This is a genomic window from Flavobacterium sp. LC2016-01 (assembly GCF_009711135.1).
Classification (GTDB): domain Bacteria; phylum Bacteroidota; class Bacteroidia; order Flavobacteriales; family Flavobacteriaceae; genus Flavobacterium.
Genome location: NZ_WMIC01000013.1, coordinates 76,557 through 91,401 on the forward strand (window position 1 = coordinate 76,557; position 14,845 = coordinate 91,401).

The 14,845-nt window shown below is 33.5% G+C and carries 13 protein-coding genes; 9 read left to right on the forward strand and 4 right to left on the reverse strand.

Features of this window, described 5'->3' with window-relative positions; genetic code table 11:
• Positions 1-63 precede the first annotated feature (63 nt).
• From GKZ88_RS21285 to GKZ88_RS21295, 3 genes are all read right to left on the reverse strand, one after another.
• Positions 64-1,836 carry a cytochrome c peroxidase gene (locus GKZ88_RS21285; protein ID WP_155104317.1) on the reverse strand — a complete coding sequence of 591 codons (1,773 nt, stop codon included), beginning with the start codon at positions 1,834-1,836 and terminating at the stop codon, positions 64-66.
• 96 nt (positions 1,837-1,932) lie between these two features.
• The gene (locus tag GKZ88_RS21290; protein WP_155104318.1) at positions 1,933-3,384 is read right to left on the reverse strand and encodes a hypothetical protein; all 1,452 of its coding nucleotides are present in this window, start codon (positions 3,382-3,384) and stop codon (positions 1,933-1,935) included.
• 192 nt (positions 3,385-3,576) lie between these two features.
• Positions 3,577-4,458 carry a PPK2 family polyphosphate kinase gene (locus GKZ88_RS21295; RefSeq protein ID WP_155104319.1) on the reverse strand — a complete coding sequence of 294 codons (882 nt, stop codon included), beginning with the start codon at positions 4,456-4,458 and terminating at the stop codon, positions 3,577-3,579.
• Between the two features lie 294 nt (positions 4,459-4,752).
• Between GKZ88_RS21295 and GKZ88_RS21300 the strand changes: the two genes are divergently transcribed.
• The 9 genes from GKZ88_RS21300 to GKZ88_RS21340 all read left to right on the forward strand — a co-directional run bounded on the left by GKZ88_RS21300 (position 4,753) and on the right by GKZ88_RS21340 (position 13,002).
• Positions 4,753-5,589 carry a hypothetical protein gene (locus GKZ88_RS21300; RefSeq protein ID WP_155104320.1) on the forward strand — a complete coding sequence of 279 codons (837 nt, stop codon included), beginning with the start codon at positions 4,753-4,755 and terminating at the stop codon, positions 5,587-5,589.
• Between the two features lie 41 nt (positions 5,590-5,630).
• Entirely contained in the window at positions 5,631-6,308 is a 678-nt protein-coding gene (locus GKZ88_RS21305) for a hypothetical protein (protein ID WP_155104321.1), read from the forward strand.
• Between the two features lie 77 nt (positions 6,309-6,385).
• Positions 6,386-7,063 carry a type II CAAX endopeptidase family protein gene (locus tag GKZ88_RS21310; protein WP_155104322.1) on the forward strand — a complete coding sequence of 226 codons (678 nt, stop codon included), beginning with the start codon at positions 6,386-6,388 and terminating at the stop codon, positions 7,061-7,063.
• Positions 7,064-7,230: 167 nt separating this feature from the next.
• On the forward strand, positions 7,231-7,731 hold the full coding sequence (locus tag GKZ88_RS21315) for a sigma-70 family RNA polymerase sigma factor (protein ID WP_155104323.1): 501 nt from the start codon (positions 7,231-7,233) through the stop codon (positions 7,729-7,731).
• A 2-nt stretch (positions 7,732-7,733) separates the two neighbouring features.
• Entirely contained in the window at positions 7,734-8,702 is a 969-nt protein-coding gene (locus GKZ88_RS21320; protein ID WP_155104324.1) for a hypothetical protein, read from the forward strand.
• A gap of 70 nt (positions 8,703-8,772) precedes the next feature.
• Entirely contained in the window at positions 8,773-10,941 is a 2,169-nt protein-coding gene (locus tag GKZ88_RS21325; RefSeq protein WP_155104325.1) for a VWA domain-containing protein, read from the forward strand.
• A 51-nt stretch (positions 10,942-10,992) separates the two neighbouring features.
• Positions 10,993-11,580 (forward strand): phospholipid scramblase-related protein, encoded by a 588-nt coding sequence (locus tag GKZ88_RS21330; RefSeq protein ID WP_155104326.1) that lies wholly within the window; start codon positions 10,993-10,995, stop codon positions 11,578-11,580.
• Positions 11,581-11,691: 111 nt separating this feature from the next.
• Positions 11,692-12,408 carry a 3-ketoacyl-ACP reductase gene (locus tag GKZ88_RS21335; RefSeq protein ID WP_155104327.1) on the forward strand — a complete coding sequence of 239 codons (717 nt, stop codon included), beginning with the start codon at positions 11,692-11,694 and terminating at the stop codon, positions 12,406-12,408.
• 87 nt (positions 12,409-12,495) lie between these two features.
• Positions 12,496-13,002, forward strand: a complete 507-nt coding sequence (locus GKZ88_RS21340) for a hypothetical protein (RefSeq protein ID WP_155104328.1) — start codon at positions 12,496-12,498, stop codon at positions 13,000-13,002.
• Positions 13,003-13,171: 169 nt separating this feature from the next.
• On the opposite strand, the gene mtaB is transcribed toward GKZ88_RS21340, so the two are convergent.
• Entirely contained in the window at positions 13,172-14,506 is a 1,335-nt protein-coding gene (gene mtaB / locus GKZ88_RS21345; protein ID WP_155104329.1) for a tRNA (N(6)-L-threonylcarbamoyladenosine(37)-C(2))-methylthiotransferase MtaB, read from the reverse strand.
• Positions 14,507-14,845: the final 339 nt, after the last annotated feature.

Sequence of the window (14,845 nt, forward strand, 5' to 3'; positions counted from 1 at the left end):
GTTTAAAACTTTGACAAAGATGAAAAATTATCTAATTATCAAATTGACACATTATCTAATTAACTATTCAGAATATTTTTTATCCGTCAAAGTCTTCATAAAATCAATTAATTGCTTTTTTTCCTTATCGGTTAAATTTAATTTGTCTTCTGGCAAAGTCTGATTAGGAACATCAAATCCTAAACCAAGTCCGCCGCCTTCATTATAAAAATCTATAACTTCTTCCAGCGTTTTATAAACTCCGTTATGCATGTATGGTGCTGTAAGTTCAATGTTTCGGATAGTTGGTGTTTTAAATGAATTTTTATGAATGGCTGCCTGTGTAATTACAAATTTTCCCAAGTCGCCGTCGAGTTTTTTATTTCTGCTGGGAACACCTAAAATTTCACTTTCAGATCGGTCAAAATTTGGAGGAACAGTTCCATTTGTCAGCGGAATAAAATGACACGTTGCGCATTTTGCTTTTCCGGCAAATAAATTAAAGCCTGCTTTTTCATCGGGAGTAAAAACTATTTTGTTTTGCATCACACGGTCAAATTTAGAATCGTAATGACTTAACGAACGTATGTAAGAGCCTAAAGCATTTTTGATTGCAAATTCGTTTATTTCTCCTTTTGGAAAAGCTTTCTTGAAAGACTCCGCATAAGCAGTATTTTGTTTTAATACCAAAACCGATTTTTCCAGCGATCCGTGCATTTCGTTTTCATTTTTAATAACCGCGACAGCTTGATCTTCGAGGTAACTAACTCTTGAATCTGCAAAAAACACACGCTGAAAAGCAATATTCGCAAGCGTTGGCGTATTGCGCTGAATCATCGATTTTCCATCTAATGAAACCGCTCTTTCTAATCCGTCTGTAAATGCTTTATCTGCGTGATGACAAGACGCGCAGGAACGTGTATTATTTCCGGACAGAATTGGATCATTAAACAGTTTTTTGCCTAGCGCAATTTTTTCTGGTGTTGTTTTATAGTCTGGAAATCCCGAAAAAGCCTCGGCATCAAAAACATCTTGATCAAATAAAGTCTGAGCCGTAACTTTTAAGCCACGCTGTTCTTTCATTAACGGAATTCCTAATTCAGCCTGTGTTTTAAAAAGTCCTCTGCTTAACGGATTTAAAATTTCACTGATAAAATAAGCACGGTCAAAAGCATTAAAATTGGTATTCGATTTTAAATATTTTTTTCCTTTTTCTAAAATCTGAAGTACTTTTTTAGAATTTCCTCCATTTTGATTTTCAGTATAAATGCGATAATATTTTTCGATTGTTTCTAATGCAACCTGAGCTTCAGGAAGCGAATTAAGAACAACGGGAGAATCAAAACCTGTAATTCCTAAAGTTATGATTCTATAAACTTCTAATCTCATGGCATCAAAAACATGTGCATCCGTTAATTCATTGGAACTTGAAACTTTTTCTAACCGAATCAAATTGGCCGATAAAACTCCCAATTCCTGAATTAATTCTTTTTTACTGGCTTTGCTGTATTTTGGAAAAACCAATTCCTCAATAACCTGAAATCCTTCTGGCGGAACTGTTACTTTATCATTTTCCTCAAATTCACTTATCGCAGGACCATTAATCGATTTTGAAACCGCGGGCGAATAATACTCACTTATCATTTCGACCTTTTTGTAGCTTTGATGCGCTTCCAGAAACTGTCTCTGAATTTGTGCTTCAGTCGAATCTTCCTGAACAGAATATTTCAGCTTGGCTACTTTCTCAATTAACAAAGTAATATCTGCCTGAAACAATTCATTTATTTCCTGATGTTTGCTCTTTTTTTCACAACTAGCAAAGAGCACCAAGAACAGCAGACCATATATTTTTTTCATGATTTTATGACAATTAAAAAGAGGTATAATCCTAAAAACAGAAACCACTATCTCAAAATTGAAATAGTGGATAACTGTTTTTTAATGATTTAAACTTTATCTCGCTAAACCTTTAATGACAACAATTTGACTTGCCTGCTGTTCGTTTGGACGGTTTGTTCCGCCATCAACTCCTTTATATTTTGCACCAGTCCAAGTATGCGGCTGTACACTTAACATAAAAGTATCCGCAATTCCTACCTGATCAGAAACGTCAATCAAAGCGCCATATTCCCAATCACCAAATTTTGAAGTACCTCCAACATTGTATTTTGCAGCATCAGCAGCAGTACGGCGGTGATCTAATTCAACTACAACTTTTAAATCTTTTGTAGCAATGTTGTATTGATAAATATAAGCATCATGCGTTTCGTCTCCATATCCGTTTGCATCTTCCTGCACGTAAACGTAGTTTTTAGTCACACAGATATTATCTGGATTTTGAAATTTACCTGCAATTCCGCTTCTGTTATCTCCGTCCAAAATAACTTCCAAAGTACCTTTTAAAGGATCAGCAGCATCAAGTTTTAATCTGTAAACTCTGCCGTATTTCGTTCTTGAACCATCAGCATTTGTTCCTGTTGTAGCTTGTCCAGTTACGTTAAAATACAATTCACGGTCTGCATTGTCACCACCTTTTCGGTAATCCAAATCTTCTACACGGCCAAATTTGACTGCTTTCAAAGTATTTACCGCTGCATTAATCTGAGCGCCTGTAAGCGTTGTATGATTATCGATTTTTACAAAAGAAACGGAATACGTTTGACTAACTTCCATATCTTTCTCTCTTTGATTGTCGTCATTTCTTTTCAGCATGTATAAAGAGCCATTAGTCAAATCACCCACAGTATTCGATACATACATAAAAACCTGACCTCCGTAAGTTCCAGAATCGTCATCACCAATTACAACAACTGTTTTGCCTTTGTAGGCACTAGAACGCAATGGCAAAGCATTTTCGGCACTTAATCGGCCAAATCCAGATAATTCTTTTGATACTGAAGCATTTCCAGCACTTGCGTAAGGATCTAAAGCATGTGTACGAGATTCTTCACCAGATTCTCCACAAGTCAAATACACTGGGCCAAAACCATGTTCTGCCTGTGTAGCCATAGTTGCACCACACAATCTCCAAGTTCCTCCGCTTGAATTCAGCAAATATTCCCCTTTTGTAGGTTTGAATGTTTTGTCTAAAGTAATTCTTGAAACCGCAAAATTATCTTCGTTGTTCACTAAAAAAGTAAATGTTTCGTCAGTGTTTTTTAATAAACCAGAACCATCTGCAGAACCTCCAAAAACAAAACTTGGACTGTCTGGAAAAACATCATCTGAACTAAAAAGAGAATAAATTTTTAAACTTTCAAATCCTGCCTGCGCTTTCAATAAACTTGGCGTTACAGATTGATCTTTCAATACAACACTTGTTGGTACAGTGTCATCCTTAGAATCGTTGTTACAAGATGTAACCATCGAACCTAAAATAATTAAAGGTAGAATAATTCGTTTCATAAGTTAAAGTGGTTTATTTTATTTTTTACAAAGTAAATCCTACCATTTTAACTGAAAATCATTTAGATATTATCAAAAAAACAAGACTTTTACCACAAGAAGAATATATCGACAAAAAAATTAACAATAATTTAGTAATACAAAATACTCATAAACTTTCAATAACATTCAAACAAAAAAAAGAGCCTTACTTCAAGACTCTTTTTTTAATTGTTCTTTATAAAGCTCAAAATTGGCCTTTATTTTTTCGTCCAATTCCGGTTCTTTAATATCAGTATATTTTTGCATTTCTTCCCAAATAATTTTGGCTACAATATAGCGTGCCATTTCTTTATCATCAGCCGGAACAATATACCAAGGCGCATGTTCTTTAGACGTTTGGTTGATCGCTTCTTCGTAGTACTTTTGATATTCGTCCCAATGTTCGCGTTCTTTCAAATCGCCGGGCGAAAATTTCCAATTGTGTTTTCCTTCTTCCAAACGACGCAGCAAACGTTCTCTTTGCTCCTCTTTACTCAAATGCAGATAAAATTTCATGACAATAGTTCCGTTCTGCGAAATATGTTTTTCAAAATTATTAATCTGCTTAATTCTATTTTCCCAAAAATCAGGCGTAATATCCTCAACCGAATTAATACCCGGCAAATTCTCACCCAAAATATATTCCGGATGAACACGCGTTACCAAAACATTCTCATAATGCGTTCTATTAAAAATCGCAAACTTTCCTTTTTCTGGCAAAGCAACATAATGGCGCCATAAATAATCGTGTTCCAATTCGCTTGAATTTGGCGTTTTGAAACTATGAACCACTACTCCACGCGGATTAAATTCTTTAAAAACTTCCCGAATCAAACTGTCTTTTCCCGAAGTATCCATTCCTTGAAGACAAATCAAAACCCCATATTTATTGTGCGCATACATAACATCCTGCAAATCGCTCAATTTTGCCTGAACCTTATCCAGTTTTTCTTCCTTTTCATCATCATCTGCATCGATATTTAATAAAGTCGGAATCTTTTTTAATTTTATTTTATCTGTAACTTTAAAATCTTTCGGGTCTATTGATTTCATATTTTTTGATTATATTTTTAAGAGGTAAAATATGTTATCGCTTTCTCGTTATTTATTTTTAATGACTTTTTTGAAATAGCGATTTCATATTTTAATTTTTTGTATCATAAATATAGTAATTTTACCAAGCATATTCCTGCTATTCATTGCAATACTTTTCAATAAATTGCTTTTTTCCAAAGCCATAACAAGAGCTTCCGCTGGTCGCTTTGTTCTGTCAGGAAAAAATACAATTTCTTTTCAAAGTATTTCCATTACTATCAGGGCTAGGCAATCATTTTCAAAACAACATTCATGGAAAAATTCACATTAGAAATATTATTTCAAATCATCGGAATCGGATCAGCATCAGGATTATTTTATAATAATGATGCACTTTACGTTATTGGCGACAACAGCGGATTTCTGTACGAATACAACATGCAGAATCAGCAATTAAATCAACATCCTTTAATTGATAATCCAACGCAAAATATTCCCAAAAACTTAAAACCCGATTTTGAATCTATTACAAATCATAATGATACTTTATATGTTTTTGGTTCCGGTTCAACCGAAAACCGAAACAAAATGATTGAATTTGATCTTAAAAACAAAAAGGTTTTACAGAAAAATAATTTGGTTGATATATACGCTTTGATGCAAAGTTTCGGCGAAATAAAACCAGAAGATTTCAATTTAGAAGGTGCAATTTTTGACGGCGAAAACTGGTATTTATTCAATCGCGGAAACGGAATTTCAAACAAAAACACCATTTTTACCATTCATGCCAAAAGTCTTGGAGAAGAATTTGCTTTAATTTCGGTCAATTATAAACTGCCAAAAATAAAAGGCGTTCGTTCCAGTTTTACAGACGCGATTTTGGTCGAAGACAAAATCTATTTCCTTTCAACTGCCGAAGACACAAAATCAACTTACGACGACGGCGAAATTCTAGGAAGTTTCATTGGAAGAATAGATCTTAAAACCATGAAAATCGATTTTACTCAAAAAATAACTTCAACTAATAAATTTGAAGGTTTGACTTTCTACAAAAAAGAAAACAACAAAATTGAGTTTTTACTTTGTGAAGATAATGATACGGATGTTTTAGAAACTAAGATTTTTAAGTTGACTTTGCCGGTTAAATAAGAGTTACGCAAAGTTTAAGCATTTATGATAATCACTCGGAAATGAAAAAAAGATACATTTTAATTTTATCCATTTATATTTGCTTTCTTTCTTGTAAAAAAGATCAAAACAAAAATTTAGAAAATAGTCCGAAAAAATCAACTTATAAAACTTCCCAAACAAATACTGCGGAAGAAGCTGTAGCAACGTTACTTGCAAAAGCAATTAAAAAAGACACGTTGGAGTTTGAGAATTGGGAACCATTTATATATTTTAAATCCGGTTATCTATTATCTAAAAAAGAAAAAAATGCTATTATCGTTTCTTGCCCAACGGATAGCATTTATACTATAGAATTATATACAAAGCGCAATGGAAAATGGATTAAAAATGATCAACAAAATAATATCGAAGCGCATCCAATTCAATTCGACATCTATTACAAAGATTACAATTTTGACGGACAAACCGATATTTATTTACAAGAAACGGTTTCCAATGGTTGGCCATTGTCACTAGGACATCTGTTCATCATCAATCCTAAAACAAAAAAACTTGAAGAGCATAAGGAAACCAGGGATTTAGCCAACATGAATCCTGTTCTAAAAGATAGAATAATTTATACAGATGAATTGGATTATTCTTATAAATTCAGAAAAGTAAAACGACGAATTAATAAATGGGAAAATGGCAAATTAGTTCCTTTCGAAATTGATAAATCGAAAGAAACCAATTTCTAAATTAATTTTCATTTTGTCGAAATGATGAAATTGTAAAAAAATCAAAATCTAAGCCTCAAAACCTACAACCAAAATAAATGCTCAACATTTCAAACTCTGCCAAAAAACCACTCTTAATTAGCAGTATTATAATTTCTGTACTTCTTCCGGTTCTGGCGCTATATTCTCCTTTATTATTCAAAGGTCTAGGAATCAGCAAAGAAATTCTATTCTACATTTCGAGATTTGCCATTTGGATTTCGCTTTTGCTGTTATTCTTATATTCGTTAAAAATAGAAAAACAGCCTTTTTTACTTTGGAAAGAAACAAATTATCCATTTCCTTCTTTCGCAAAAGCATTAGTTATAACATTCATAAAATTATTTGTAGCGGTTTATATTACTGGTCTTTTAATCATGTTGTTTAATATAACTGCAGAAAGCGCCGTATTGCAAAAAGCTTTAGCCCTTTTTAAAAAGAGTTATTTTTTACTTTTTTTCACCTGCGTAACGGCTGGCATTACCGAAGAATTAATTTTCAGAGGTTATTTATTGCCAAGACTGGAACTGCTTTTTAAAAACAAAATTCCAGCTATAATCATTTCCAGCGTTCTGTTTGGATTGCTCCATATTGGTTATGGAACATTACTGAATGTGATTGGACCAATTGTTATCGGACTTGTATTTGCTATTCAATACGAGAAATACAGAAACATTAAAATCCTGATTGTCTGTCATTTTTTATGGGACTTGCTTCTTTTGACAGCAAAAACATAAAAAATCAAATTCGAAATAAAACCCACAAAAACAACAGTTTACAAACTAATTTAAATTATTTTTATATTTATTTCATCTTCATCCCAACCTTTTTATCTTTTTCGCTCTCTTTATAAATAAAGACCAACATTGTGATAAACGAAACACTAATTTCTAACTGCAAAAAAATGAACCGCGATGCGCAGCGTCAGGTTTATGAGCATATGGCTCCAAAGCTGTATCGCGTCTGCAAACGATACTTGAAAAAAGAAGAAGAAATTGAAGAAGCTCTGGCCGACGCTTTCTATACTATTTTCACGAAACTGGAACAGCTCAAAGAAGACAAAGCTTTTGAAGCCTGGTGCAGAAAAATCACGGTTAATCACTGTTTGGCAACCATCAAGAAAAACACGAATTTCAATATGTATCTTGATGATGTAAAAGTGCTTTCACAGCCTTTTACTGAGGAAATGAGCGCACTGGAAGAAGAGGATTTACTCAATTTATTAAACCATATTCCGGATGGCTGTAAAACTGTTTTTAACCTTTTTGTTATCGAAGGTTTTGGACATAAGGAAATAGCGGCAATGCTGAATATCTCAGAAGGCACTTCGAAATCACAATTGAACGCCGCGAAAACCAAACTAAAAGATCTGGTTAATAAATTGTATTATCAAAAAGCAAAATAGTCATGGACAATCAAGATAAAATATTCGATAAATTTAAAGAAGCTGCTGAAAATGCACCCGCCCAAGATTTTCCGGGAATGGAAAAAGTCTGGTCGCGCGTTGAAAACAAACTCGACAAAAAAGAAGATAAAAAAACCATTTCGCTCTGGAAAAAAATTGCAGTTGCCGCTTCTCTTTTATTAGTAATCTCTTTAGGTTATCAATTTCTGAAAACAGATAAAAATGAAAGCATACAAAACGCTGATCAAGTTGTAACCAAGGACACACAAAATCAAACAACTAAAAATAATTGGACAGAAGAAAATAGTGCACCCGTTTCATCAGATTCAAAATTAGTTACAAAAGAAGAAGGTAAAGCAATTTTAGAAAACCAGATAAAACATAAAGAAAGCGTTGCAATTCAAGAAACAACAGGCTCTAGTTCAAACACTGAAGCTCTAGTATCTGCGCCAATTAGCGTTGGAACCCAAGCTGTAACTGTAGTTGCTGAAGAAGAAAGCGCTGAAGAAGAAAGTGACGACGTAGTTTCTAAAAAAGAAAACAACTCTCAAGTTGGCTATATTGGTTATCCTGAAAAAGAAGCAGCAAAAGTTGCTTTTGCTGACAAACAAGCATCAAAAGCTAAAAAAAGCGCGCCTTTAGTAATCTTAAACGGCAATGCGATGGCTCATAATGATGACGTAAAAAGAGATAAAATGATGCAGGCAGAAATGAAAAATTTAGAGCCTGAAAATGTAGAATCATTAGTAATTCTTGACGAACCGCTTTACATTATTGATGGCGTATATTATTCAGAAAATGATTTATTCGGCAAAAACCCTACAAGCCCGTATGCACCGTTAAATCAGCAGGACATTAAAACAATAACTATTTTACAAGACCTTGAAGCTACTGAAAAGTACGGCGAAAAAGGCAAAAAAGGGGTTGTCATAATTACCACAAAAACAGGAAAACCAACTCCGAGGAAATAATTCCAAGCTTTGTCAAAGTCTGCAGCTTTGACAAAGCAAAATCCGAAAATTAATTTTAAAACTTATTATCATGAAAAGTCTAAAACTTATTTCATCAGCCATTGCTATGCTTATATGTTTCATAAGTATGGCGCAAGAAAGAACTATCACTGGAATTGTTTCAGATGAAACAAAACAGCCCATTCCAGGCGCTAATATTATCAATGAAACCTCAAAAGCAGCTGCGGTAACTAATTTTGACGGCCAATACAGCATTCAAGCTAAAACAGGAGATATGCTTATTTTTCAATATATTGGATACAAAACGCAAAGGCAAAAGGTTCAAAATTCAAACACGATCAATATTCAACTTTTCTCAGATGCTCAGACCTTGAATGAAGTTGTAGTTGTGGGTTATGGAACAAGTACTTCAGAATATGAAGACCGAAGTTATGCACGAGCCGAAAGAAGAAAAGAAAAAAGAGAAATTTCGAAAGGGCTTCAAGGAAAAGTGGCTGGAGTAGCAGTTCAAAGTAATGTTGGATATGTTGCAAATCCAAGTCCAACAGTTATAATTCGTGGAAATGCAACTCTTTCACCAAAAAATGAACCTTTGTATATCATTGATGGAGTTTTAGCTAAATCCAATCAAATGGCTAAAATTAATCCAAGTGACATTAAAGATTTAAAAGTTCTAAAAGATGTAGATGCAACTTCAATTTATGGAAGTAAAGCTTCAAATGGCGTTGTCGTAATTTCAACCAAAAATGAAATCTATAAAAACCTTACAGAAAAGGAATTAGATAAAAAATTAAATATAATTACGCCAATTCCGGCTGAACCAACTCAGGAAGATTATGATTCTTTTGTCGAAAATGCTTTTGAAAGTCCAAAAACAGCGCCACTTTCTACTTTTTCGATTGATGTTGATAATGCGTCGTACACGAATATCAGGCGTTTTTTAAACAACGGACAACAAGTACCTAAAGATGCAGTTCGTGTTGAAGAAATGGTAAATTTTTTCAAATACACTTATCCTCAGCCAAAAGATGAAAATCCGTTTTCTATAAATACTGAAGTAAGTGATTCGCCTTGGAACTCAAATAATAAAATCTTGAAAATTGGTTTACAGGGAAAAAATATTCCAACAAATGATTTGCCGGCTTCAAACCTTGTTTTTTTAATTGATGTTTCGGGATCCATGAGCGACATGAATAAATTGCCTTTATTAAAACAATCTTTAAAAATATTGGTAAACGAATTACGTCCAAAAGATAAAGTTGCGATTGTCGTTTATGCCGGCGCTGCAGGAATGGTTTTACCGCCAACTTCTGGAGACGAGAAAAAAACAATTATTGATGCTTTAGACCAATTGCAATCTGGTGGCAGTACAGCTGGAGGCGCAGGAATTAAACTTGCCTATAAAACTGCATCAGAAAATTTCATTAAAGGAGGAAACAACCGTGTGATTCTGGCAACTGATGGAGATTTCAATGTTGGAAGTGCTTCTAATTCTGATATGGAAAAATTGATTGAAGAAAAAAGAAAAACAGGCGTTTTCCTGACTTGTTTAGGCTACGGAATGGGGAATTACAAAGACAGCAAAATGGAAATTCTTGCCGATAAAGGAAACGGAAATTATGCTTACATCGATAACATTCAAGAAGCAAATCGTTTTTTAGGAAAAGAATTTAAAGGTTCGATGTTTGCCATCGCGAAAGATGTAAAAATCCAGATCGAATTTAATCCAAAACAAGTGCAGGCGTATCGTTTGATTGGGTATGAAAACAGAAAACTTCGTCCAGAAGATTTTAAAAACGATGCCATTGATGCGGGCGAATTAGGAAGCAATCATACCGTTACGGCTTTGTATGAAATTATTCCAGCTGGCGTAAAAAGTGATTATTTAGCCGAACAGCCAGATGATTTGAAATACACTAAAACTGAACCTAATACAAACAATTATAATAATGAATTGGCGACTATAAAATTCCGTTACAAAAAACCTGACGGCGATAAAAGCATCGAAATGGTTCAGGTAATTGCGAACAAATCGGTTGCTTTGGAAAAATCAAGCGATGACATGAAATTTAGTGCCGCCGTAGCTTGGTTTGGATTGAAATTGAGAGATTCAAAATTAATCAAAGACAAATCTTCAGAAGAAATTGTAAAACTGGCAAAGCAGGGAAATTCAAATGATGGTGAAGGTTACAAAGCGGAATTTATTCGTTTGGTGGAAGGTGCAAAACAATATAATTAATAGATATTTTATTACATTTGGGCTCAATTTAAAAATCAATTTTACACGCATATGAACCCAATTTTAAGCCAAAATCTATTTTTAGTAAAAGAACATGTCGGAATGTTTAAAGCCTCAAACAATTACGATATTTATAATCCAGAAAACAATCAGATCATTATGAACTGTCGTGAAAATAACTTGGGATTTTTTACCAAAGTTTTACGTTTTACCGATTATAAAAGAGCAACTCCTTTTAATGTTGAAATCACAACTGCTGCAGGCGAAAAACTAATTACAGTAAAAAGAGGAGTTGCCATATTCAGATCCACTGTTGAAGTTCTGGACGAAAAAGACAGACTAATTGGAACTTTCAAACAAAAGATTTTCTCCATTGGTGGCCGATTTGAAATTTTGGATAAAAACGAAAAACCTGTTGCAACACTTCAGGGAAAATGGACGGGCTGGAATTTTAAATTCACACATGAAGATAAGCAATTAGCACAGGTAAGTAAAAAATGGGCCGGCTTAGGAAAAGAGTTTTTTACAAGTGCTGATAATTATGTACTTCAAATTGAAGATACCATCGCTGCTGATAGTCCGCTGAGACAATTAATCTTAGGAGCTGTAATGTGCATTGATATGGTTCTGAAGGAATAAAAAAGGTGTTAAACTTAGATTAAGAAAGCATTTAAAGCATCATTTTAGGAAGCAAAAACTGTATTTTTGTGTAACTCAAATGATGCTTTCTGCATTTCAAAAAATACGACCATGACAGACTTAAAAAATAAAACCGCTCTAATTACCGGAGCAGGAAAAGGAATTGGAAAAGCAATTGCACTGGCACTGGCCAAAGAAGGTGTAAATGTAATTTTAGTTGCAAGAACTCAGGCGGATGTTGACCAGCTTGCCGATCAAACTAATAATTTAGGCGTAAAATCGTTGGCTTTAGCAGCTGATGTTTCAGATATGAATTCGATAAACGCAGCTGTTGAAAAAGCTTTCGCCGAATTTAAAAATATTGACATTTTAATTAATAATGCCGGAATAGCTTCTTTTGGAAAATTCTTAGAATTAGAGCCAAGCAATTGGGAAAAAATCATTCAGGTAAATTTAATGGGAACGTATTACACGACACGCGCCGTTATTCCAAACATGATTGAAAGACAAACAGGCGACATCATTAATATTTCATCGACTGCAGGTTTAAACGGAAATCCTTTGACAAGTGCATACAGCGCCTCAAAATTTGCCGTTTTAGGGTTAACCGATTCTTTGATGCAGGAAATGAGAAAACACAACATTCGTGTTACTGCTTTAACGCCAAGTACTGTAGCAACAGATTTAGCCATTGATTTAAAATTAACCGATGGAAATCCTGAAAAAGTAATGCAGTCTGAAGATATGGCAGATTTAATTATTGCACAACTGAAATTGAACCGAAGAGTATTTATTAAAAACAGCAGTATCTGGTCTACTAATCCTTAAAAATTCCAATTTTGAAATTCCAAATTCCAATTTACACAGCCATTGGAATTTGGAATTTAATTTTTGGAATTTAAAAAACTTTATACGATGGAACAATATTTAAGACAATTAGTCGAAATAGAATTTGAGGATAAAAAACAGGTTTTTACCGGATTTCTTATTGACTATTCTGATGACTGGATTTTACTGCGAAATAATCCGGTTGATTTTATTTTGGATGGTTTTGTGATTTTGAAAAACAAAAACATTCTAGCGGTTAATCGCGATCATGATTTGGCTTTTACCGAAAAAGTAATTCGGTTAAAAGGCTTAAAAATCAATTCTGAAGATATTATCCCGATTAAAGATTTGGAATCGATTTTAAACTATATCAGTAACAAAAACGGTATTTTTCAAATTGCTAAAAAGTCAGCTAAATCGGCTTATTTAGGTAAATTGATTTCTTTGACAGAAGAAGAACTTTTGATTGACTTTCTAGATATTAGAGGTCAGTTTGGCGGAGAATTAAGTTTCAATCCAGAAAAAATCAGAGTTATAGAATTTGATACTGATTATATTAATTCTTTGAAATTAGTGGTTCAGGATAATGAATAATTATTAAAAGCAAAAAAGCCCTTTTTAAATTAAAAAGGGCTTTTTTTTATTTGTCATTCTGAGGAACGAAGAATCACATCAGTAATTCCGCCTGCTTAATCGCCAATCTTTGTAGCGTTTCTTGTGTGATTCTTCGTTCCTCAGAATGACAAAATACTTCAAATATATTTTAAGCTTCCGCCAATTTATTTACAAACTCCATACGAACACTTCCGTCGTCGTCAATTTTAGTTAAATTGATTTCTTGTAAAGTATTTACTAATTCCGGATTCCAAGGTGTTTTTACTTTTACGTAATTCTCGGTAAAACCGTGAATGTATCCTTCTTTATTTTCACTTTCAAAAAGAACAGTTCTTTTAGTTCCTAATTGGCTTTCGTAAAAAGCACGGCGCTTTTTAACTGATAATCCGCGAAGCATTTTACTTCTTTTTGCACGAACATTTGCCGGAACAACTCCGTCCATAGCAACTGCTTCTGTATTATCTCTCTCTGAATAGGTAAAAACATGCAGATAAGAAATATCCAAATCATTTAAAAAATGATACGTTTCTAAAAAATGTTCATCCGTTTCACCTGGAAAACCTACAATAACATCGACACCAATACACGCATGCGGCATTACTTCACGAATTTTACTTACTCGTTCAGTATAAACTTCACGCAGATAACGGCGTTTCATTAATTTTAAAATATCATTGCTTCCTGATTGCAGCGGAATATGAAAATGAGGTACAAAAGTGCGGCTTTTAGAAACGAATTCGATAGTTTCATTTTTCAATAAATTCGGCTCAATTGACGAAATTCTTAAACGTTCGATTCCTTCGACTTTATCTAAAGCCTGAACTAAATCTAAAAAAGTATGCTCGTGTTTTTTATTCCCGAATTCTCCTTTTCCGTAATCACCAATATTTACACCGGTTAAAACAATTTCACGAATATTTTGAGCAGAGATTTCTTTGGCATTTTTAAGAACATTTTCTAAAGCATCACTTCTAGAAATTCCTCTTGCCAGCGGAATCGTGCAATACGTACATTTATAATCGCATCCATCCTGAACTTTTAAGAAAGCACGTGTTCTGTCACCAATTGAGTAACTTCCAACGTAAAAATCGGCTTCAGCAATTTCGCATGAGTGAACTTCACCCATATCGTTTTTGCTTAAATCATGAATATAATCGGTGATTTTAAATTTTTCCGTAGCTCCTAAAACCAAATCGACACCATCAACAGCGGCTAATTCTTCTGGTTTTAACTGCGCGTAACAGCCAACTGCTGCGACAAAAGCTTTGTCATTAAGCTTCATGGCTTTTTTAACAACTTGCTTGAACTGTTTATCTGCATTATCTGTAACAGAACAAGTATTGATTACGTAAATATCGGCAACTTCTTCGAAATCGACGCGGTCAAAACCTTCGTCATTGAAATTTCTGGCGATTGTAGAAGTCTCTGAAAAATTCAGTTTACAACCCAGCGTATAAAAGGCAACTTTCTTTCTATTTTCCATAATTCTCTTAAATTAATGAAATCGTTGTCAAAAAATTTAAGGTTGCAAATTTACGAACAATATTTGTAAAAGAAAATCAATAATCGACTTCGTTTCAACAAATTGTCTTTATTAAAAATAAAATACACTTAAATTCACTAAATATTTTGATAAACAATATTTTTTTAGAACTTTACGTTATACAATTCAATAAGAATTAAATGACAAAATTATCGATTAAGTGCAAATTTCATCGATTAAATACATTTTTTTGCAATTTAAATTCAAAAAATCTTACATTTACGATAACTTGATTCTACATTAGAATTTAGGCTGATTTAGAAATCATAGAAAGTGTTG

Coding starts and splice junctions, on each gene's coding strand:
- GKZ88_RS21285 (WP_155104317.1), bottom strand. CDS start 1,836: ATGAAAAAAATATATGGTCTGCTGTTCTTGGTGCTCTTTGCTAGTTGT.
- GKZ88_RS21290 (WP_155104318.1), bottom strand. CDS start 3,384: ATGAAACGAATTATTCTACCTTTAATTATTTTAGGTTCGATGGTTACA.
- GKZ88_RS21295 (WP_155104319.1), bottom strand. CDS start 4,458: ATGAAATCAATAGACCCGAAAGATTTTAAAGTTACAGATAAAATAAAA.
- GKZ88_RS21300 (WP_155104320.1), top strand. CDS start 4,753: ATGGAAAAATTCACATTAGAAATATTATTTCAAATCATCGGAATCGGA.
- GKZ88_RS21305 (WP_155104321.1), top strand. CDS start 5,631: ATGAAAAAAAGATACATTTTAATTTTATCCATTTATATTTGCTTTCTT.
- GKZ88_RS21310 (WP_155104322.1), top strand. CDS start 6,386: ATGCTCAACATTTCAAACTCTGCCAAAAAACCACTCTTAATTAGCAGT.
- GKZ88_RS21315 (WP_155104323.1), top strand. CDS start 7,231: ATGAACCGCGATGCGCAGCGTCAGGTTTATGAGCATATGGCTCCAAAG.
- GKZ88_RS21320 (WP_155104324.1), top strand. CDS start 7,734: ATGGACAATCAAGATAAAATATTCGATAAATTTAAAGAAGCTGCTGAA.
- GKZ88_RS21325 (WP_155104325.1), top strand. CDS start 8,773: ATGAAAAGTCTAAAACTTATTTCATCAGCCATTGCTATGCTTATATGT.
- GKZ88_RS21330 (WP_155104326.1), top strand. CDS start 10,993: ATGAACCCAATTTTAAGCCAAAATCTATTTTTAGTAAAAGAACATGTC.
- GKZ88_RS21335 (WP_155104327.1), top strand. CDS start 11,692: ATGACAGACTTAAAAAATAAAACCGCTCTAATTACCGGAGCAGGAAAA.
- GKZ88_RS21340 (WP_155104328.1), top strand. CDS start 12,496: ATGGAACAATATTTAAGACAATTAGTCGAAATAGAATTTGAGGATAAA.
- mtaB (WP_155104329.1), bottom strand. CDS start 14,506: ATGGAAAATAGAAAGAAAGTTGCCTTTTATACGCTGGGTTGTAAACTG.